Origin of the sequence: Anaerotignum sp., assembly GCF_040307045.1 — a bacterium.
Lineage (GTDB): Bacteria > Bacillota > Clostridia > Lachnospirales > Anaerotignaceae > Chakrabartyella.
This window is the reverse complement of sequence record NZ_JAWRKF010000010.1, coordinates 56,419-75,956: the sequence shown is the minus strand read 5'-3', so window position 1 is coordinate 75,956 and position 19,538 is coordinate 56,419. Positions and strand designations below refer to the sequence as shown.

The following is a 19,538-nucleotide window of genomic DNA, read 5'->3' as shown; positions in this document are numbered from 1 at the left end:
ATAAGGGCTGTCAACAAGGATAACCTTGTCTGCACCATAGTGATACAGTTTTTCAACTTCGCCTTCGATTTCATGACCTAACAGGACAGCAACAACGTCGTCCTTCAAATCTTCTTTCAGTCTGGTGGATTCGCCGATCAGCTCAAGGCCTACGTTCTGTACCTTGCCGCTTCTTTGCTCAATAACTACAAAAATACCCTTGCTCATAGGTGTTCCTCCTCTATTCTAAACCCTATCTAAAATTAGATGATGAATTTTTCTTCTAACTTTTTAACAATTGCCTCTACTGCTTGTTCAGGTGTAAGGTCGTTCAACACTGTACCTGCACCCTTCATTTCTTTTGTGAAGGATTTGTATACATTTGTAGGAGAACCCTTCAAACCAATCATATCTAATTCCAAACCTGCCTTCAAATCTTCAAAGCCAATGGTTTTGATTTCTTTCTGATATGCTTCAAAAACGCCGCCAACAGACATATATCTAGGCTCAGCCAATTCAGCAATCGCTGTCAAAAGGCAAGGTGTTTTTACTTTTACAATATGGTAACCATCTTCAAACTGTCTTTTTACCACAACAAAGTCTACACCTGCATCAACAATTTCTTCTACATAAGAAACCTGAGGCAAATGCAACTTTTCTGCAATCTGGGGGCCAACCTGGGCTGTGTCACCATCGATTGCCTGGCGGCCAGTAATAATCAAATCATATCCAACCTTGTCTAAAGCTGCAGCCAAAATACCGGATGTAGCATATGTATCGGAACCACCAAATTCTCTAGCGGAAACCAAAAAAGCTTCATCACAACCCATAGCCAAAGCCTCTCTTAAAGCAACATCTGCCTGAGGAGGTCCCATGGATACTACGGTTACAGTGCCACCTAATTTTTCTTTTAATGCCAAAGCAGCTTCAATACCTGTTTTGTCATCATGGTTAATAATAGAAGGAACACCGTCACGGATCAGTGTGCCAGTTTTAGGATCAATTTTAACTTCAACGGTATCAGGTACCTGCTTGATACAAACAACTATTTTCATAGGGATAGTTTCTCCTTTCAAATTTTCCAATCTTTTCATTTCGTTTAAGTAAACGAAAACATATTTAAATGGATTACTTCAAGCCTAACCAGCTAGAGATAACAATCTTCTGTACTTCAGAAGTACCCTCGTAGATTTCAGTAATTTTAGCATCACGCATCATTCTCTCGATAGGGTAATCTCTGGTGTAGCCATAACCACCGAAAAGCTGTACGCATCTTCTAGTTACATCACTTGCAGTGGAACCAGCCAAATATTTAGCCATTGCGGACAAGTGAGAATAGCTTCTGTGTGCATCTTTTTCACAAGCTGCTTCGTAAACCAATAGTTTAACTGCCTCAACTTTTGCAGCCATATCAGCCAATTCAAACTGTGTATTCTGAAATTGACCAATTCTTTTCTTAAACTGTTTTCTTTCCATTACATATCTTACACATTCTTCAATGGCACCTTCCGCAATACCCAATGCCTGGGAAGCGATACCAATACGGCCGCCATCCAATGTTTGCATTGCAATTTTGAAGCCCTGTCCTTCTTTGCCCAAAAGGTTTTCCTTGGGAATTCGGCAGTTTTCAAAAATCAATTCGCAGGTTGCGGAACCACGGATACCCATTTTTCTTTCTTTCTTACCAATTTCAAACCCAGGTGTATCTTTTTCTACAATAAAAGCAGAAATTCCACGGTTACCTCTGGCTTTATCTGTCATGGCAATAATTACATATGTATCAGCATAACCTGCATTTGTGATAAATACCTTTGTACCATTCAGTACATATTCATCACCATCCAGCTTTGCTGTAGTTTGCTGCATAGAGGAGTCTGTACCTGCACTAGGTTCGGTTAAACCAAAAGCACCCAACTTTTCTCCCTTTGCCAAGGGTACCAAATATTTCTGTTTCTGTTCCTCTGTACCAAACATATAAATAGGACCCGCACACAAAGAAGTATGTGCAGACACAACTACTGCAGTTGTTGCACATACCTTAGCAAGTTCTTCTACTGCCATAGAATATGCTAAATAGTCACCACCAGCACCGCCGTATTCTTTAGGGAATGGAATACCCATAAAGCCGAATCTTGCCAGCTTGCCTAATGTTTCCACAGGGAATCTTTCTTCTTCATCCAGTTCTTCTGCCAAAGGTTTTACCTCTGTTTCGGCAAACTTTCTGTAAAGATCTCGTAATAAAACGTGCTCCTTAGAATAGCCAAACTCCATAATTTGTTCCTCCTTAGATCAATTTTCATGCTTTTGCATAATTGTTATTTCTGTAACGATTATATTTTATCAGCAATTACCGTGCCAAACAAGTCTTTTGTTGATTTCCCGTACAAATTTTAAATATTATATAGATAATCGTTGGAAAAAATGTTAGAATGTAACAAAATCAATGTTGTAAAATGAAATTCTCACATAATCGAGGTGTCAAACCCTATGAAACTGACAAAAGAACTTTTTTTATCCCTAAATTTTCTCCCCGAGGTATTAGACAACATCAATGATGGGGTAAATGTTGTAGATACAGATGGAATTTTGGTATATGTTAACGAAATAAGTGCTAACTATACTGGCAAAAAGAGAGAGGACATGTTAGGGAATCCAATTACCGATTTTTATCCTGCTGCTGTCCTGCTTACCGTTTTGCAGGATCGTCAACCGGTTTTAGATAAAAAAATACACTTTGTACCACCAAAAAAATATATCGTCAACTCCTACCCCATTTTTCACAAAGGTGAATTTTTAGGGGCTTTTTCTGTTTTTCAAGATATTCAAGAGTTGGATCAGCTAAATAGCAAAATCAAACAACTAGAAATACAGGTAAACCTAAATAAGCCCGAAGGTGACTTTAACCATGTGGTTCACTTAGGCACCATGCAAAACGTTTTTAAACAAGCAAAAAAAATAGTTGGCTCCTTAGGTGGACCCCGCCACTCCATCATTACCGGAGCATCGGGTACTGGTAAAACCATGCTAGCCAACTTAATTTATAACTATGCCAAAGAAATTGGTGTCATAAGTAAAACCGCACCATTCATTGAAATCAACTGCGCCCAGTTTACAAACCCCGATATTGCTGCTATGGAAATATTCGGCTCCGTTGAGGGCGCCTATACTGGCTCTAAAAAGAAAAAAGGTCTTTTTGAGCAGGCAAACGGTGGAATTTTATTTTTGGACGAGGCCCACACCATAGAAAACTATCAGAATTTGCTTTTAAAGGCCATCGAATCAGGGAAAATTCGCCGTATTGGTGATACCAAAGAAATTGAAATAAATGTCATTGTTATTGCCGCCTCAACAAAAAATTTACATGACGTTTTTTTGCCAGAGCTTTACCAGCGACTTGGTCAATATGAGATGTATCTTCCCTCCTTACAGGAGCGCTCTTTGAGAGAAAAAGAACAACTTTTTCTTCATTTTGTTCATAAGTATGAAAATGTGGTTTGGGAGGCACGACGTATTCGTTACCATGTTGAATTTACGCCCCAAGCCAAGCATGCTCTGTTAAATGCCGTATACCCAAGAAATATCCGCCAAATGCGGGATGTTATCAACTACAGCATTGATGCCTCCTCTCCATTAATTGAGGATATTGGAGAGAAAACAGATATCACAACTATTGTTGGGCTAGAGCACATCCCCTTTGACGTCTCTGAAAAATTGGAAGTGGAAACAAATGACGCTTTGCACCCAACCAATAAAATAACCGAGGATGTTGCAGACTTTATCTTTGAACGCCATAAAGATGGCGATGGCCCCAGAAAAATTTCACATCGCCTAGCCGAAATGGGCTATGATGTGCCGTATTATAAAGTGGCTTACTATTTAAAAAAAGAAGGATCCCATTAAGATAGATAAGGAGAAAACAGATGCGTAAAAAACAGAAGGGACGGAGAAAAAAGAGGTCTAGTAGATTGATCAAAGCTATTGGAATTTTTACAATTTGCTTCCTTTTTATGGCAGTTGTTTATGCCTATTCATCATCAACAGCAATTTATATCAACAACCAAAAAGTGGCTTTTTCCTCACAAAGCGGATACCCCTTTACTGATAACCAGGGGCGTATTCAGGTACCTTTGAGGGCAACGATGCATGCCTATGGCTGTGAAATCAATTGGTGTGATGCGGATCAAACGGTCACCCTTAAAAAACAGGATATCACAGTAAAAGTTCCAATCGGAAAATCTTATATCCTAGTTAACGGAAACCAGAAAAAGACAGACACCGCGGCCCTCTTGGAAAACAGTAGAACCTACTTACCTATCCGCCCAGTTTTAGAGGCTTTTGGTGCAAACGTAAAGTGGGATGAGAAAAAAAATGCAGTTTACATTACCGAAAACGTCAACGGAGACCTTCGTGTGCATTTTATTGACGTGAACCAGGCAGATGCTATTCTCATTGATAATAGAGACTTTGAGGTACTGATAGATGGCGGAAATAACACAGATGGTAAAACAGTTGTTTCTTACATAAAAAATTATGTTGACGGTCCCCTAGACCTGGTTATAGCAACCCATCCTGATGCCGATCATATTGGTGGGCTGGACGATGTAATCGAAGCCTATACTGTATCAAAAATCATTGACAGTGGTGCAAAAAAAGACACCAAAACCTACGACGAGTATTGGCAGGCAGCTCAAAAAGAGCCCAATTGTAACGTATTATTTGATGACGAAATAACTTTAGACTTAAGCTATGGTGCAAACCTTAAAGTAATTGAAACTGGAGATGGTTATAAAGATGCCAACGATAATAGTGTTGTAGCACAGTTAAACTACGGCGATGTTTCTCTCTTGTTAACGGGAGATATGGAAAAAGAAGCAGAAAAAGCCTCCTTGGATAAATTCGGTAAAGTAACCGTTCTTAAGGCAGGGCATCATGGCTCAGCCACCTCATCATGCCAAGAACTTTTGGATATTCTCAAACCAGAGTATGTCATTATTTCCGCAGGAAAAGAAAACAGCTATGGACACCCACACAGAGCCGTCTTGGAGAGATATTTCAAGTGCGGCGCCACGGTTTACGGCACATTTCGTAGTGGCAGTATTATTATGTCAACTGATGGAAAAGCTGTATTTTTCAATACCAATGATCCCGTCGTTCTAAGTGATGCAGGTGATTGAAATTAAAATAATATATGAAAAATGGCTGCTGGTATTACTACCGACAGCCGTTCTTGATTTTTCTTTGAATATACATTACCTTCTATTCCATTACAGCTTCAGCCGAATCGCCGTTTAGAATTTTCATAAATTCGTCCCCTGTAATTGTTTCTTTCTCCAGCAGATATGCCGCAATTTCATCCATCTTATCCCTGTTTTCAGAGATAATGCGTAAAGCTGTATCATGAGCTTCCTTTATCATTTGAATAACTGCCACATCAATTTTTGCTGCAGTTTCGTGGGAACAAGCCAAAGTAGCATCTCCCCCTAGGTATTGATTGCTTACTGTTTCTAATGCAACCATACCAAATTCTTCACTCATGCCATATCTAGTAATCATAGCTCTTGCCATTCTGGTTGCTTGCTCAATATCGTTGGAAGCTCCTGTTGTGATAGAGTTAAACTGAACTTCCTCGGCAACACGACCACCTGTAAGAGTTACAATTTTATTGAATGCCTTCTCCCGATCCATCAAAAAGTATTCCGCCTCATCCACCTGCATGGTATAGCCAAGGGCACCAGAGGTTCTGGGAATAATGGTGATTTTGTGAACGGGTGCACAATTTTTTTGCTTAGCTGCTACTAACGCATGTCCAACCTCATGGTAAGCAATAATTTGTTTTTCATGTTTGGAAACAACAATACCTTTCCTCTGATATCCTGCCAAAATGACCTCTACACTTTCCTCCAGATCACTCTGACTTACCAGAGAACGTCCCATCCTAACGGCACGCAATGCACCTTCATTAATAATATTTGCAAGCTCTGCACCTGATGCACCTGAGGTTGCTCTTGCAATAGGGCCAAAGTCAATATTATCTTCCATTTTAATCTTTGTGGCATGAACCTTTAATATTGCCTCCCTACCGTGCATATCCGGCAGTTCCACCGGAATTCGTCTATCGAAACGGCCAGGACGCAACAAGGCCTTATCCAAGGTTTCGGGTCTGTTGGTTGCCGCTAAAATTACAACACCCTTTTGACCATCAAACCCATCCATTTCCGTCAGAAGCTGGTTTAAAGTTTGCTCTCTTTCATCGTTACCACTCATACCCCCGCCATCTCTTTTCTTACCAATGGTATCAATCTCATCAATAAAAACAATACAAGGAGCTTTTTCGTTTGCTTGCTTAAACAGATCTCTTACCTTTGCAGCACCCATACCCACAAACATTTCTACAAATTCCGAACCAGAAATAGAAAAAAAGGGAACGCTTGCTTCACCTGCAACGGCCTGTGCCAAAAGAGTTTTACCTGTTCCCGGGGGTCCAACCAAAAGAGCACCTTTTGGCATTTTAGCCCCTACCTCCGTATATTTGGCAGGGTTGTGCAAAAAGTCTACGATTTCACCCAAAGCTTCTTTTGCTTCGTCCTGCCCGGCAACATCAGCAAAAGTTTTTCCTGTTTGGGCTTTAACATATATCTTTGCATTTGATTTACCAAAAGACATCGCATTTCCACCAATACCTCCACCCATTTTGCCCATCATTTTGCTCATTACAAAACGCCAAATTAGGCTAAAAACCACCAACATTATCAGGGTGCTAACCCAAGGAGAAATTTCTTTCGGTTTAACCTCATTAAACTTCACCCCTGCTTTGTCCAAACGGTCTACAAGCATGCTGTCGTCCATACGACCTGTGATGTATACTTTTTCTGGTGCAACCTGGGTATCCCCATCTTTTACTCCTTTTAATACAAAATAAATGTCATCTTCATTTACTTGCACTTCACTTATATTTTCACCCTTTAGCTCACCCAAAAAAACATCGTAAGAAACCTTTTCTACTGCGTCTTTTGTAAACAGTGGCAAGAAAAAAACATTGATAATTCCCATCAATAGCAAAACCATTAGCCAGTAATAAATAAACGGCTTCTTCTTACTTTCCATCGATTTCCTCGCTTTCTACTTTTTCCAAGTGTATGTATACTATATTCTCCATATTAAATTACACTACTTAAGATTCTTTTTAATTTTTTCCAAAACTTGATAAAAAGCAATCCATTCTTCCTCCGAAATATTTTGTGTCATTTTTTCTTCCATATTGGCTACCTTTTTCAGCATATCCTTATGGATAATAATGGCATCTTTGGTAAGGCTAATTTTTTTTAGCCGCGCATCCTGATTTACACTTTCTCTAATAATCAATCCCTTTTTTTCTAAATTCTGTAGAATCCCTGATACTGTAGATCTTCTCACATTAAAATCAGCCTCTAAATCTCTTTGAAAAACATCCCTTTCTTTGTTCTCATAAAGATATTCGATCACCCAAACTTGCATGGAGGACAAATTATCTTCCCCATTATAGGCAGGTTGTTGTGCCATCTCACGACAAATTAAGTTAACAGCAGATTTTAATTCCACACAGAATTTTAATTTATAATCCATTTCTACTTTCACCCCCGATTGTTAGGTTGCTAACAGTATATCACCCTAACATTCGGGGGGTCAACAACATATTTCTTAAAATTTCGATATAATTCTTAATTTTCCTCTTTACGCTGAATGTCTACACCTAAGGCTCTAAGTTTTTCATCAATTTTATAATATCCACGCTCTATGTGGTGAATATCCCCGATTTCCGTCTCACCCTTGGCTGCCAGAGCAGAAAGGATTAGTGCCGCTCCAGCTCTCAAGTCAGTTGCGCGTACCTTGCTACCTGTCAGCTCTTCTACACCTTCAATCACAGCATTTCGGCTATCTATTCTGATGTCGGCTCCCATACGTTGTAATTCACCTGCATGAATAAATCGATTTTCAAATACAGTTTCTGTAATCACACTTGTACCTTTGGCCAATGTCATTAAGCTCATAAATTGGGCTTGCATGTCCGTTGGGAATCCTGGAAAAGGCATGGTCTTTAGTTGTAAAGGTTGTAATTTCCCCTTACGATAAACATGAAGACCTTGGGGAATTGCTTCGATTTTTACATTACACTCTGCCAGCTTTGCAATTACTGGCTTCAAGTGTTCTTCTCTTACATTTTCCAATACAATATCTCCACCAGTAATAGCTGCTCCTACCATAAAAGTTCCTGCTTCAATGCGATCAGGAATCACCCTATGAGTAGTGCCTTTTAATTCCTTCACCCCTGTAATTTCAACAGTATCCGTTCCATCACCTTTTATGTCTGCGCCTAGCTCCCGCAAAAAATCTGCCAAATCAATTATTTCTGGCTCCGCTGCAGCATTTTCAATTACTGTTTGTCCCTTTGCAAGAACTGCCGCCATCATAATATTTTCTGTGGCTCCAACGCTGGGAAAGTCTAAATAGATATTTGCTCCCTTTAATTTTTTTGCGGATAAATCAATAATTCCATGCTCCTGCTTACTTTTCGCACCCATACAATGAAACCCCTTTAGATGCAAATCTACAGGTCTGCTTCCAATCTGACATCCACCGGGTAGAGGTAATTTGACTTCACCATAACGAGATAATAAAGGGCCTGCCACGAGAAATGAGGCTCTCATTTTACCTGCTTGCTCATAATAACTTTCTAACGATGTCAATTCTTTTGCCTGAATAAAAATGGTTTCTTTTTCCTTATCGTAAGATGCTTCTGCCCCAAAGCCTTGTAGCATTTCAATCATATTCATCACATCTGTAAGAGGCGGAACATTTTCAATATAACAAGGTTCTTGCGTTAATAAGCAGGCGGCTAAAATTGGTAATGCTGCATTTTTTGCACCGCTAATTCGCACGGTTCCCTGAAGGGAATCAGCGTGATGAATTACAAACTTTTCCATACCCATCCCTCGCGTTTCTAAAAAAATAATAAATGATTGCTTTTCTAGTATGTCCGTAGGAAAGGAAAGCAACCTATAAAATATCAGCCGAATTTGTAAAATTTTTGTTTATTTTCATACTTTACACTTTTGATAAATTTGGTATAATAGTTATATATTTGCGGATGTAGTTCATCGGTAGAATGAAAGCTTCCCAAGCTTTAGAGGTGGGTTCGATTCCCATCATCCGCTTTACAGTCTTTTAGCGTTCAATTTGTTGGAAAAGCTAAGATTTGCTGGAAAATCAACAAAAAGCAGTTATTTATGAAGTTGTTCAACGAACCTTAGGAAATTTACTGTAACATATAAAAATTAGCTATGGCTCATCTACAATCCAAAATGTTAAACGCTTCCAAATTTGAGGAGTGTTTTTTTGCTTTCATCTATTGATTTTGCCCTATTCATTTTAAAAATAATACAGACTTCGTCTATCCTATCCTCTTTTACTCATGTTTTTTATCCTAGCCAAAATTTCTCTTTTCTATCTTTTCTAGGTGTAAAGTTGAAGCATATTATTCACGTTTATCCGGTTTCCCTATTTTTTCCCCAATTTTATAGTAAGCATAACTATATATAATGAAACAATAAAATACAATCTTTTGTATAATTTAGCAGTATATACAATTTAACGCATCGGTGTTATACTAAAAATAAGGTCAAAACTGGTTTAGACACCTTAAAATAAACTTTTTTGAAAGGCATGAGAACTTTGATTGTATTCAAAAACGTATCTAAATTTTACTCGAATAACGAAATTGGTGTAGAAAATATTTCACTAGAGATTAAAGAAGGTGACTTTGTTTTTCTTGTGGGAAAAACCGGTTCCGGAAAAAGCACCCTAATCAACCTTCTTACCGGCGAGCTTAAGCCTACCTATGGAGATATTTTTGTTAATAGCCTCTCCTTAAATAACTTGGCAAATAAAGACTTCCCTTATTACCGGAGGGTTTTGGGTATAATAAATAGAGATTACTCATTAATTGAGAATAAAACAATTTATCAGAATTTAGAAATTGCCATGTTAGCAGTAGGCCATTCCAGCAAGTCCATTCGCCAATCAATTCCCAAAGCCTTAGGTCTTGTTGGCATGACAAAGAAAATAAACGACTATCCAACAAATTTATCCGGTGGAGAAACTTTTAAAGTTCTTATGGCAAGAGCAGTGGTAAATAATCCAAAAATCATCATTGCCGATGAGCCTACTGCCCAATTGGACTATGACTCAGCACTGGATATTATGTCTTTATTTAAAGAAATCAATGATTTAGGTATTACCATCATTATTGCTACACATGCAAAGGAATTTGTTGATATCATGAAGAAACGCGTTGTAACTTTACAAAACGGTAAAGTTCTTGGTGATGTGAGTAAAGGAAAATATGGTTGGATCATATGAAAAAACGAAAACAAAAAAAATATAAACCCAAAAAAATTTTCAATACTGTTTTTGTCACAACCTATGTTAGTTTTGTGTGCTTTTTATACCTATTTGCTACCCGCGTAACCCCTTGGGATATTGATTATTTTATGAATGATACAAAACAGCACGCTACTCAATTGGTAACAGCATTAAAAACCCAAAAGGCAGCATTGGATGTAAAACGAGAGGCAGCAGCCTTGGCTAAAGCCGTTTCCAAGGAAAAAAAGAAAACAGGTAAGCATAAAGAATTTGATGAACCGGAAAAAATAGGAACTACCTTACAATCAAACACAGTGGAACTTGTATATTATTCCCAAACTGATCCCCAATGGAATGCAACCTTATATGGAACCGATAATACCATTGGTGTTTTTGGTTGCGGACCAACTACCCTAGCCATGGTTCTAAGTACCTTTACAGACAATGTAATCACCCCAGATATGGCAGCAAAGTGGGCCTTAGATAATGGGCATTTTAGCCACAATAGCGGCTCATACCACTCAATCATCCCTGATGGGGCTAAAGCCTTTGGCCTTAAGTCAAAAAGCTTACAGAGTCCTTCCAAAGAAACTATTTTTGACGAACTAAACCAAGGCAAACTAGTGGTCGTCTTGATGAACAAAGGTATCTTTACATCACAGGGGCATTTTATCATCCTTAGAGGTGTAACTCCCGAGGGAAAAGTTTTAATTGCAGATTCTCAAAGCGTTGAGAACAGTGACCAATCCTGGGATATCCAAACAATTCTGGATGAAGCGAAATATACTGCTAATGATGGCGGCCCCTTTTGGTCAATAAGCAAAACATAAAGCCTCTGCCTATGCTCTTTTGCATAGAGAGGCTTTTTTATTACAAAAGGGTTTGTGCTATTTATTTGCACAAACCCTTCACCATTCAAAAAACGGTATTTAATTTTTTTCCGTAATCTAACTTAACTTTTATAAAAGGAATCATTACCTCCAATTTTAACGCTAATTGCCTTATCATACCGAATTGTGCTCTCAAGGCTTCTCTCTATTTTCATATAAATTTCATGAATGCGTCGTATTTCCGGTAATTCCAACTGGCTTTCCTGAACCTTCGTGCTCAATGCATCTAGCACTAATTTTTTTTCAGTTTCTGGTAAACACTGTAATAAATCATCTCTCTGATAATCAATGCTATCTACTTCAAGCATTATCCCAGTCCGTATTTTCATTAGTAATTGAAAGGCATATAAGTCGTTTCGCTGCAAAGAATCACCCATTTGCTTTGTGGTATCTTGCAATTCGTTTATCTTATTATATTTTTTTTGCAGATTTACGGCTATATCCATTAATGCTGTGCCCAAATTGCTCACATCCTTGTTTTTCTAGTTTTTCACTACATCTATCTGAGAGATACGATCCGCCTCTTTGAATGTACTTCGCAAATCTAACAGCATTGATCTGAGCTGGTGAATTTGTTCTACGCTTCTTCCTGCTTTTATTCGGGCAGTCTGAAACTGAAAAAACTCATATAGTTTCGAAAGTTCCCTTCCAATTTCATAGGATTTGTCCAGGGTTGCATCAAGATATTTGATGATTTCAGACACCCTATTTATAGACATCTCAAACGTGTTAACATCAGAGTTTTTCAAAGCCATTTCTGCCTTTGTAAGTCTCTTTGCACTTTCATCAAAAAGAAGCAGCAAAAGTTCCCCCGAAGTCATCGTATTTACTGACTGTTGCTTATATTGCTGATAACCATAATTATTCATTTTCTTTTGCCAACCCTTTCAATCTACCATCAGCTTCCAAACTGTTGTGACAGCCAACCGCTCTGTGTGTTCATTTGCTGTACAAGTTGTTCTAATGCCGTAAATTTCTTTTGGTATCTAGTCCTCTCCGTAGACAATTTGGCTTCAAGTCTTTCAACCATATCATCAATATCATTCATCTGATCAAGTAGTGAATTTTTTAATATAGAACTGGGAGATTTTTCATTTCCCGCTTTTTCAACCAAAATGCCCTTTGTAGCACCCGTTGTTGCCGCATACTTATCTGTGACAGCCTTCATCCTAGCCATTACACCGCCTGAAGTAAGACTATTTCCTTCAGGGTCATCTGTAAATAGAATTTTTACATTATCTGAATTATCTTGCAAGGCAGATTTAAGTTTAGATTCATCTAAATTGATTTTTCCGTTATCAGACCATTCTGTAGATACGGTTATACCGATATCTGAAAAAGATAAACCATCAGATCGTGTGTTTAAAAAGGCAAATCTCAAATCATTAGTTAGATTTATAACTTCGGAGTCTCCAAAAAGTAAACCCGCCTTTGCCTTTTCTTCCCAATTTTTAATTTCAGTTTCGGACATTTCCTTTTTTTGCTCGTCGGTAAGGGGTGCATAATTTCTGTCTCGTTTTTCCTTTACTGCCGAATTAGAAAGAGAAACCAATTCATTATAATCATTGATCATACTTTTGATTGCATTAAAAACTTTATCCGTATCAATACTAGCATTAAAAGTAACTTCTTCTGTTCCTGCCACAGGATTTCCACTTTCATCAAACCCAAAAGTACCACTCGCACCGATTGTCATGCCATCCAAAGTAAATGAGTTTGTACCTCTCGTAATTTCCATTGGGTTAGAACCACCGGCTCCATCAAAATCAACAAGAATAACGGCATCCTGTCCTTGGACTGTAGTCCCATTCACCTCATCTTTTATTTCTGGGGTTCCCTCGGCAGTAATCGTTCGTTTACCAAACAACAATTTTTCCAAATCATTTAGTTTGCCGGCAGGATCACTTGCATCACCAATTTCTACATTACCAGAAGCACCTTTGTGTGTGGAAATTATAGAAAAAGAATCGCTATTTGACTGGTAAGAAATCTGAACACCAGCTTTTTCATTATTATTGATGGCAGAAATAATATCGCCCAAGCTAGTTTTGCCCTTTTCATAAGTAAACTTTATACTTTCCCCGTTTATTCTAAGTTCATATTCTCTGCCATCATCTAGGGTAACAATATCGGAATTTTTAATCCCTGCATCCTCTAAAGGGCTACTTAAATTTAACTTGTTGGTGGAACCATTTCGAAAGCCGAATACACTTCCATTCCCCAGAAGTCCGTCTGAAGAACTTGAAATCTTTAAAATGGACGATTTATCTTCGTTTCCGTTAGGCAACACTGGCTGAAACTGGATTTTACCCGCAGCATCTTTTGACAGTTTAATCCTTCCTTGGCCAAAAGCAGCATCAATTTCTTTCCCTAGATAATCAACAAAATCTGTGTCATTTAGCTTTGACTCATCACTAAATGTAATTGTCTTTTTCACTCCATTATACTCAAATGTCAAAGACTTATCCTTCACCCTTTCCACAAAAGTGGTAACCTTTTGAAGATCAGTAGGATTTATACTTACAGCAGCACTTGTTCCAGTATCAGAAATACTTGTATCTACAATAGATGTGGAATCTGAAGTAATGCCTACAGCCTTCAAAAAGGAAGCATCACCACCTACAATTTTTAATCTATTTCCCACACCATCAGTATTTTTAAAGTTCAATGTTTCACCATCTGCAGTTACACTCATAACCGTGCTCAGCTTCTTGCCATCTTTCATCTCTACATCATCGAGTGCTTTGGTTATGGCTGCTGCCACCTCTGCTGCATTTGTATATACGCCGCCTTCGTTTTGTGGCATCTTAACAGTATATTTCTCGCTTCCATATTCCACCGTAAAGGATTTCCCCGCTAACGTACAGGTATTCTCTGTTCCGTAATTAATAGCATCTGATTGTATGTAATTATTAGACAGGGATTCGCTAGTGGTAAAGCTGGCGTCCTTTGCCAACTGCTTTATACCAAGAATGGAAATCTGGCTATTGGTAGAGTTTCCCGAAACAGATACATATTTACTATTTTCTCCCTTTGGAGTGATTACAGTTTTCCCATAAAAGCTATCGCTGTATAGGTTTGTGTTCGATGAGTAGGAAGTGTATTTATCAGCAAAACTAATTAGCTTAGAGCTTATAGAACGATATGCATCGGTTTTCCATGATAATAGTGTTTTGTTCTGTTTTTGTTTTGCAATTTTACTTCTAGTGGAAATCGTCATTCCATCAATAATTTCGTCTGTATTTAGTCCACTCACAAGGCCACCAATACCCTTTGTTTGGCTGCCATATGCATTACTGGAAGAAGATGATGATGTTAGGCTTGATATTGTTGCCATGATATTCCTCCTTATATGAAATTGATTTTCTCAACGCCATTGATATCAAATTTTACTCTATACTTATTTTTCGACATATAGTATACTTTTATTAATAGTTCAGTTTAACAAATAAATAGTTATGAGGTGATACTCGTGTCAGTAATAATTACATTAACCAACCAAAAAGGCGGCGTTGGCAAAACCACAACCACTGCCACCTTAATAACAGGCTTATCACTTCAAGAATATAAAGTTCTTGGAATTGACCTTGATCCACAGGGGAATCTTGGATTCTCCTTAGGATTAGATATTGAAAATACTGCTACCATTTATGACGTATTTCGAGGAACAACCAAAATTGAGGATGCAATACAAAAAACTGAATATGGTGATATTATTCCTTCCAATATTCTCTTAAGCAGTGCAGAGTTAGAGTTTAATCGCTCCGGCAGAGAATATCTTCTAAAAGAGGCTCTTGCGTCTGTATCTGACCAATACGATTTTATAATCATCGACACCCCTCCGGCACTAAATATTTTAACTGTAAATGCATTTGTATGCTCTGACCATCTTATTGTGCCTATGGTGCCCGAAATTCTAAGCTTACTGGGTGTCAGTCAGTTAAAAGAAACTGCACAGACAGTGAAAAAATTTTATAACTCTAAGCTTAACGTATTGGGATTATTGCTAACCAAATACAATAAACGCACAAACCTTGCAAACGAAGTTGCAGACATGGCAGCAGAAATTGCAAAACAGTTAGATACCACAGTTTTCAACGCAAAAATTAGGTCCAGCGTATCTGTCGCTGAGTCCCCTGCTCACGGATCCTGCGTGCTTTTATATGCCCCCAGGTCAAAACCAACTCTAGACTATATAGATTTTATCGAAGAGGTTTTAATTCGTAGCAAAGTAGCCCAAAAAAAATCTAAACCGAGAAAATAATACATAAATTACAAACGATAATCATTTTTATCAATAAAATGGCATATTATTTTTTGGTTACCATCAATCATCTTCGGTTAATATTTATTGAAAAGAGGTCATAAAATGGCGCGCAAAACAAATAAGACCGCCCACGTTCTAAACCTTATCTCCAAGGCAAAGGATGAGCATCAGTCTATGGAAGATCAAATGGAAATAGATAATACTGGCTCTGATGTCTCAAATGATTTACTTTTTATGGGCATTGAACCATCCAACGATAAATCCATTTCAGAAAAAATAAATGAGAATTTAGAATCCTTTGTAAATCAGGGTGAAGATCTTACAGTTATGGATATTGCCCTACAATGCCCTTCAACTTTCCCCAGTGAAGTTGAACAAACGCAACATAATGAAACTCAGGTAAATCGTGACACACCCTATACAGACAAAAAAACTACGCAAAGCCCCTCCACCAACATTGGCATTTTAGAAGCTGAACCCCCGGGACACAAAGCTTCTGAATCCGAAATATCCGCTGAACCAACTACTTTTGATGACAGCCACATAGAGCAAACTAACATTACGGCACAATCCCAGTCAAAGGACGCCCAAGAATCCACAGAAGTTCCAGTCGAACCTGCCTTTCACTATATAAATGTATATGAAAGTCTAGTTATAGAAAGGCTTGAGGAATTTCAAAAAATGTTTGACGTATGCACTTGCCCTAGATGTACTGCTGATTTAATTGCATTGACACTTACAAATTTACCAGCCAAGTATATTGTTTCAGACAATTCTAAAACAATTCCACTGCTCAGTTTTTATAGGGAAAAATTTAGAACTTCCGTGGCAGCGCAATTATCCAGTGCCTGCATTGTAATTAAGCAAAAACCTTACCATTGATGATTCAGTACAAAAAAAAAGCAGACCCGTGGTGTCTGCTTTTTTTGATAGGCAAATTACGATTTGAATTTTTTCTGAAGCAGATGGTCAATAACTTCCACTAAGTTTCCAATTTCAGGTTTACTAATTTGCTCATCCGCACCAAGCTGCTTTCCTTTTAAATATAGTTCATCATTGATTAAGGAAGAAAAAATAATAACGGGAATCTGTTTCAAGTTTTTATCACTTTTTATGAGCTTCGTTAATCTATGTCCATCCATTGCTGGCATTTCGATGTCAGTTATAACCAAAGCCACCTCTTCTGCCACATTTTGTTCCTCTTTGATCGTCTGAATAAAATCCCAAGCCTCTTGGCCATTATCAAACTTTGTAATATTTTTAAAGCCAGCTTTACTTAGGCAATCCAAAATCATCCTTGACAACAGTACAGAATCCTCAGCCAAAATAATAGGTTGATTATTTTCTATTCTGACTCCTAACTTGTCAACCTCATCAGTCTGAATACCGGTTCTCGGAGCAATCTCTGCAACTATTTTCTCAAAATCCAGAATAACTACTAAATTACCATCTATCTCGGTAATGCCCGTAGCAACCCCTTCTTCACCACCACTTACGGTTTTATCAGGCTTTTGGATATCTGCCCAAGAAAGGCGCACAATGCCCTCAACACTATCTACCCGAAAGGCGATGTGCATTTTGTTGAAATTAGTAACAATAAACAGATCTCTATCCCCTTGGGATGCATTTTCGCCAAACAAATATCTAGCCAGATTGACTACTGTTATAACCTTCCCTCTGGGCTTAAAAACCCCCTCCACAACAGGGTGTGCCAAAGGCATAGGTGTAACAGATTCAGACACCATAATCTCTCTAACCTTTGCTACATTAATGCCGTAAAGCTTCCCATTGATTTTAAACTCCATTATTTCTATTTCATTTGTACCTGATTCTAACAAAATTCCGGTCTTATTTTTTTCGTCCATATGTATTCCTCCATAAATTGTAGTTATCTCTTTTCTTTGTTGCATAAAATGATACAAATAAACTGAAAACTACACAATTGCAGTATTATGTAAAAAATACTATGCTGCTGTATTCTATGTACTAAAATTGTTTTCATAATACCACAAAAGTACAGAAAAAGACCAATCTAAAATATAATTTCTTTTCTCCCGAAGGATCTAATGTTCCCCTGTCCATTGCTACAATCAAAGATTAAAGTCCTTGCATAATTTGCACCTACATCCTCACTTACAATGGGGATTCCTTCCTGCTTAAGTGTTTGTCTGACACTTTCAATATTTCGTTGTCCAATATTTCCTAAGGTTCCACCCCCTGGAATATCAAACATCTTGGCACCCCCCGCAATTTTTGCAATTAAACGTTTTTTTACTGCACCAAAGACCTCTATTTTTTTAATTGTTGCACGTATTCCAGAGTCTGCAAACTTATACACATTTGAATCTGCGCTATTTTCTAATTTTTGAGGAAGCATAATATGTACCATAGCCCCAACCTTTGCAACAGGGTCGTATAAACAAACCCCTACGCATGAACCCAGAGCATATGTGATTAAGCGCCCCTCACATCTGGTAAACTTCATATCTGCAATACCTACTGTAATTTCTTTACCCATTAAAAACACCCAGCTTATTTAGTAAAAAATTTAGTGACTTAATATCAGGTAACATAATTAAATTACTTGTCATCTCCCCGCCATTGTAGATAAATTTTCCGTCTACCATCATAATTGTATCAGCAACATAACCATATTCGATCATTGGCACGGACATAATCCCACCAAGCATATTTATTGTCATGGCTGGGACAGAAAGATTGATTGATATGCTACTTAACTGAGATACTGCATTGGCGTAAGAAGAAATGATAATGTTGCTTACCTCCGCAATTGCCGATGCCCTAAGCTCGTCTATATCTTCAAACCCATCAATTGTGCCAAGAGATAGACGGTCAAACACAATGTTAACAAAGTCCAAATCCAATAAATAAAGCATTATGCCACTAAATTCGCCTGTCATATGAACCAATACTGCAGAAACAATTTTTTCCGGCCCTCCCAGGCAGTCAATTGCCTGATTATAGCCCATAATCTTCACTTCCGGCAAAGACATGGCAATTTTTGCTGATAGTGTTGTTGAAAGAGCTGTCGCAGCATTTCCTGTACCAATACTGCCTATTTCTCGAAGCATATCTAAGGCAAACCCATTCATTTCGTGATAGCTGTTAATTTTCATAGTCTCACCAACCAATTATAATTTTTTACATCATCTCAGATTATTGATTAAATTTTGTATTTCATCTGTTGTCTGCACCATTCTTAGAGAATATTGGTAAGCCCTCTGCGCTTCTATTACCTTTGCAAATTCCTTCGATATATCTACATTAGAGCCTTCAAAACCGCCCCTTGTAACTTTCGCATCAACCAAAAAAGGTGCACCATTTTTTTCAACAGCCGCAAAGTTACAATCACCCACGCTTAGCATGCCTTCTGTACGAAAAAAATCATATACTGCGGGTTCTGCATCCTCAAGGGGAATTGCCTCCCCTTCCAGAGGGGTTCCATCTTTTCCAAGCTCTATATTTTCAGGCTCCAATTCTGTGTCGCCAGTTTTAATTTTTATCGGATTTCCATCTTGACCTAACACAAAATATCCATCCTTTGATGCCAAATAGAAGCCATCACCTTTTTCCGACAAGGCAAAGCTTCCGTTTGTTGTATAGTATATCTCTTTTGTTTGTGGGTTTTGCAGACCAAAAAATCCCCTGCCTTCAATAGAAAAATCTAGTTGCGAATTGGAGAGATTCATGCTCCCTTTTTCAAAGGAAGTGTTAGTTCGCTCTGGCTTTGCACCACTGCCCGATTTTACATCAGATTGTGCCCCATCTATTCCAGCCATATTATTATAGATTAAATCAGAAAAACATAGGCTTTTCGATTTGTAACCCGCTGTATTAACATTGGCAATATTATTTGCAACTACGTCCAACTTTGTCTGCTGGGCGGATGCTCCAACCTTACCAGTATAAAATGACATTTGCATACACATTTCCCCTTTGCACAAAAATCGCTATTTTTAAAATCTTCTGCGTTCTAATTTTAA

The 19,538-nt window shown here is 38.1% G+C and carries 18 protein-coding genes, 1 tRNA gene and 1 pseudogene; 7 read left to right on the top strand and 13 right to left on the bottom strand.

Going from position 1 to position 19,538, the window contains the following annotated elements; translation table 11 throughout:
• The 3 genes and pseudogenes from ABVZ64_RS07240 to ABVZ64_RS07230 all read right to left on the bottom strand — a co-directional run.
• Positions 1–207, bottom strand: a pseudogene (locus tag ABVZ64_RS07240) (electron transfer flavoprotein subunit alpha/FixB family protein); the annotation flags it as partial.
• A 35-nt stretch (positions 208–242) separates the two neighbouring features.
• Positions 243–1,034: an electron transfer flavoprotein subunit beta/FixA family protein gene (locus ABVZ64_RS07235; protein WP_352400362.1), complete on the bottom strand. Its 792-nt coding sequence runs from the start codon at positions 1,032–1,034 to the stop codon at positions 243–245.
• Positions 1,035–1,107: 73 nt separating this feature from the next.
• The gene (locus ABVZ64_RS07230; protein WP_352400361.1) at positions 1,108–2,250 is read right to left on the bottom strand and encodes an acyl-CoA dehydrogenase; all 1,143 of its coding nucleotides are present in this window, start codon (positions 2,248–2,250) and stop codon (positions 1,108–1,110) included.
• A 216-nt stretch (positions 2,251–2,466) separates the two neighbouring features.
• Here ABVZ64_RS07230 and ABVZ64_RS07225 point away from each other — a divergent pair, with 216 nt between their 5' ends.
• Complete coding sequence (locus ABVZ64_RS07225; RefSeq protein WP_352400360.1) at positions 2,467–3,879, top strand: sigma 54-interacting transcriptional regulator; 1,413 nt, start codon at positions 2,467–2,469, stop codon at positions 3,877–3,879.
• 20 nt (positions 3,880–3,899) lie between these two features.
• Entirely contained in the window at positions 3,900–5,153 is a 1,254-nt protein-coding gene (locus ABVZ64_RS07220) for a stalk domain-containing protein (protein ID WP_352400359.1), read from the top strand.
• An 82-nt stretch (positions 5,154–5,235) separates the two neighbouring features.
• Here the strand turns inward: ABVZ64_RS07220 and ftsH are convergent, their stop codons facing one another.
• The 3 genes from ftsH to murA all read right to left on the bottom strand — a co-directional run bounded on the left by ftsH (position 5,236) and on the right by murA (position 8,939).
• Positions 5,236–7,083 carry an ATP-dependent zinc metalloprotease FtsH gene (ftsH, locus tag ABVZ64_RS07215; protein WP_352400358.1) on the bottom strand — a complete coding sequence of 616 codons (1,848 nt, stop codon included), beginning with the start codon at positions 7,081–7,083 and terminating at the stop codon, positions 5,236–5,238.
• Positions 7,084–7,146: 63 nt separating this feature from the next.
• Positions 7,147–7,581 carry a MarR family winged helix-turn-helix transcriptional regulator gene (locus tag ABVZ64_RS07210; protein WP_352400357.1) on the bottom strand — a complete coding sequence of 145 codons (435 nt, stop codon included), beginning with the start codon at positions 7,579–7,581 and terminating at the stop codon, positions 7,147–7,149.
• Positions 7,582–7,676: 95 nt separating this feature from the next.
• Positions 7,677–8,939 carry a UDP-N-acetylglucosamine 1-carboxyvinyltransferase gene (gene murA, locus ABVZ64_RS07205; protein ID WP_352400356.1) on the bottom strand — a complete coding sequence of 421 codons (1,263 nt, stop codon included), beginning with the start codon at positions 8,937–8,939 and terminating at the stop codon, positions 7,677–7,679.
• A gap of 160 nt (positions 8,940–9,099) precedes the next feature.
• Between murA and ABVZ64_RS07200 the strand changes: the two genes are divergently transcribed.
• The 3 genes from ABVZ64_RS07200 (at position 9,100) to ABVZ64_RS07190 (ending at position 11,207) form a co-directional block, all read left to right on the top strand.
• A tRNA-Gly gene (locus tag ABVZ64_RS07200) sits at positions 9,100–9,170 on the top strand.
• Positions 9,171–9,678: 508 nt separating this feature from the next.
• On the top strand, positions 9,679–10,374 hold the full coding sequence (locus ABVZ64_RS07195; protein ID WP_352400355.1) for a cell division ATP-binding protein FtsE: 696 nt from the start codon (positions 9,679–9,681) through the stop codon (positions 10,372–10,374).
• Positions 10,371–11,207 carry a C39 family peptidase gene (locus tag ABVZ64_RS07190; RefSeq protein ID WP_352400354.1) on the top strand — a complete coding sequence of 279 codons (837 nt, stop codon included), beginning with the start codon at positions 10,371–10,373 and terminating at the stop codon, positions 11,205–11,207. The genes ABVZ64_RS07195 and ABVZ64_RS07190 overlap by 4 nt, the downstream gene beginning before the upstream one ends.
• A 122-nt stretch (positions 11,208–11,329) precedes the next feature.
• Here ABVZ64_RS07190 and ABVZ64_RS07185 read toward each other — a convergent pair whose 3' ends face one another.
• The 3 genes from ABVZ64_RS07185 to fliD are packed head-to-tail and all read right to left on the bottom strand — an operon-like array spanning position 11,330 to position 14,604.
• Positions 11,330–11,728 carry a hypothetical protein gene (locus ABVZ64_RS07185; protein ID WP_352400353.1) on the bottom strand — a complete coding sequence of 133 codons (399 nt, stop codon included), beginning with the start codon at positions 11,726–11,728 and terminating at the stop codon, positions 11,330–11,332.
• Positions 11,729–11,749: 21 nt separating this feature from the next.
• Positions 11,750–12,136 carry a flagellar export chaperone FliS gene (locus tag ABVZ64_RS07180; protein ID WP_352400352.1) on the bottom strand — a complete coding sequence of 129 codons (387 nt, stop codon included), beginning with the start codon at positions 12,134–12,136 and terminating at the stop codon, positions 11,750–11,752.
• A gap of 29 nt (positions 12,137–12,165) precedes the next feature.
• Positions 12,166–14,604: a flagellar filament capping protein FliD gene (gene fliD, locus ABVZ64_RS07175; protein WP_352400351.1), complete on the bottom strand. Its 2,439-nt coding sequence runs from the start codon at positions 14,602–14,604 to the stop codon at positions 12,166–12,168.
• 135 nt (positions 14,605–14,739) lie between these two features.
• Here fliD and ABVZ64_RS07170 point away from each other — a divergent pair, with 135 nt between their 5' ends.
• Positions 14,740–15,531 carry a ParA family protein gene (locus ABVZ64_RS07170; protein WP_352400350.1) on the top strand — a complete coding sequence of 264 codons (792 nt, stop codon included), beginning with the start codon at positions 14,740–14,742 and terminating at the stop codon, positions 15,529–15,531.
• Positions 15,532–15,636: 105 nt separating this feature from the next.
• The gene (locus ABVZ64_RS07165) at positions 15,637–16,416 is read left to right on the top strand and encodes a late competence development ComFB family protein (protein WP_352400349.1); all 780 of its coding nucleotides are present in this window, start codon (positions 15,637–15,639) and stop codon (positions 16,414–16,416) included.
• Positions 16,417–16,472: 56 nt separating this feature from the next.
• Here ABVZ64_RS07165 and ABVZ64_RS07160 read toward each other — a convergent pair whose 3' ends face one another.
• The 4 genes from ABVZ64_RS07160 to ABVZ64_RS07145 form a co-directional block, all read right to left on the bottom strand.
• Positions 16,473–17,399, bottom strand: a complete 927-nt coding sequence (locus ABVZ64_RS07160; protein ID WP_352400348.1) for a chemotaxis protein — start codon at positions 17,397–17,399, stop codon at positions 16,473–16,475.
• Positions 17,400–17,566: 167 nt separating this feature from the next.
• On the bottom strand, positions 17,567–18,052 hold the full coding sequence (locus ABVZ64_RS07155) for a chemotaxis protein CheD (protein WP_352400347.1): 486 nt from the start codon (positions 18,050–18,052) through the stop codon (positions 17,567–17,569).
• Positions 18,045–18,671, bottom strand: coding sequence for a chemotaxis protein CheC (locus ABVZ64_RS07150; RefSeq protein ID WP_352400346.1), 627 nt, complete (start codon positions 18,669–18,671; stop codon positions 18,045–18,047). Before ABVZ64_RS07150 ends, ABVZ64_RS07155 begins: the two co-directional genes overlap by 8 nt.
• Before the next feature lie 30 nt (positions 18,672–18,701).
• A complete protein-coding gene (locus ABVZ64_RS07145) occupies positions 18,702–19,478 on the bottom strand; it encodes a flagellar hook-basal body protein (protein ID WP_352400345.1) in 777 nt (258 codons plus the stop codon).
• Positions 19,479–19,538 lie beyond the last annotated feature (60 nt).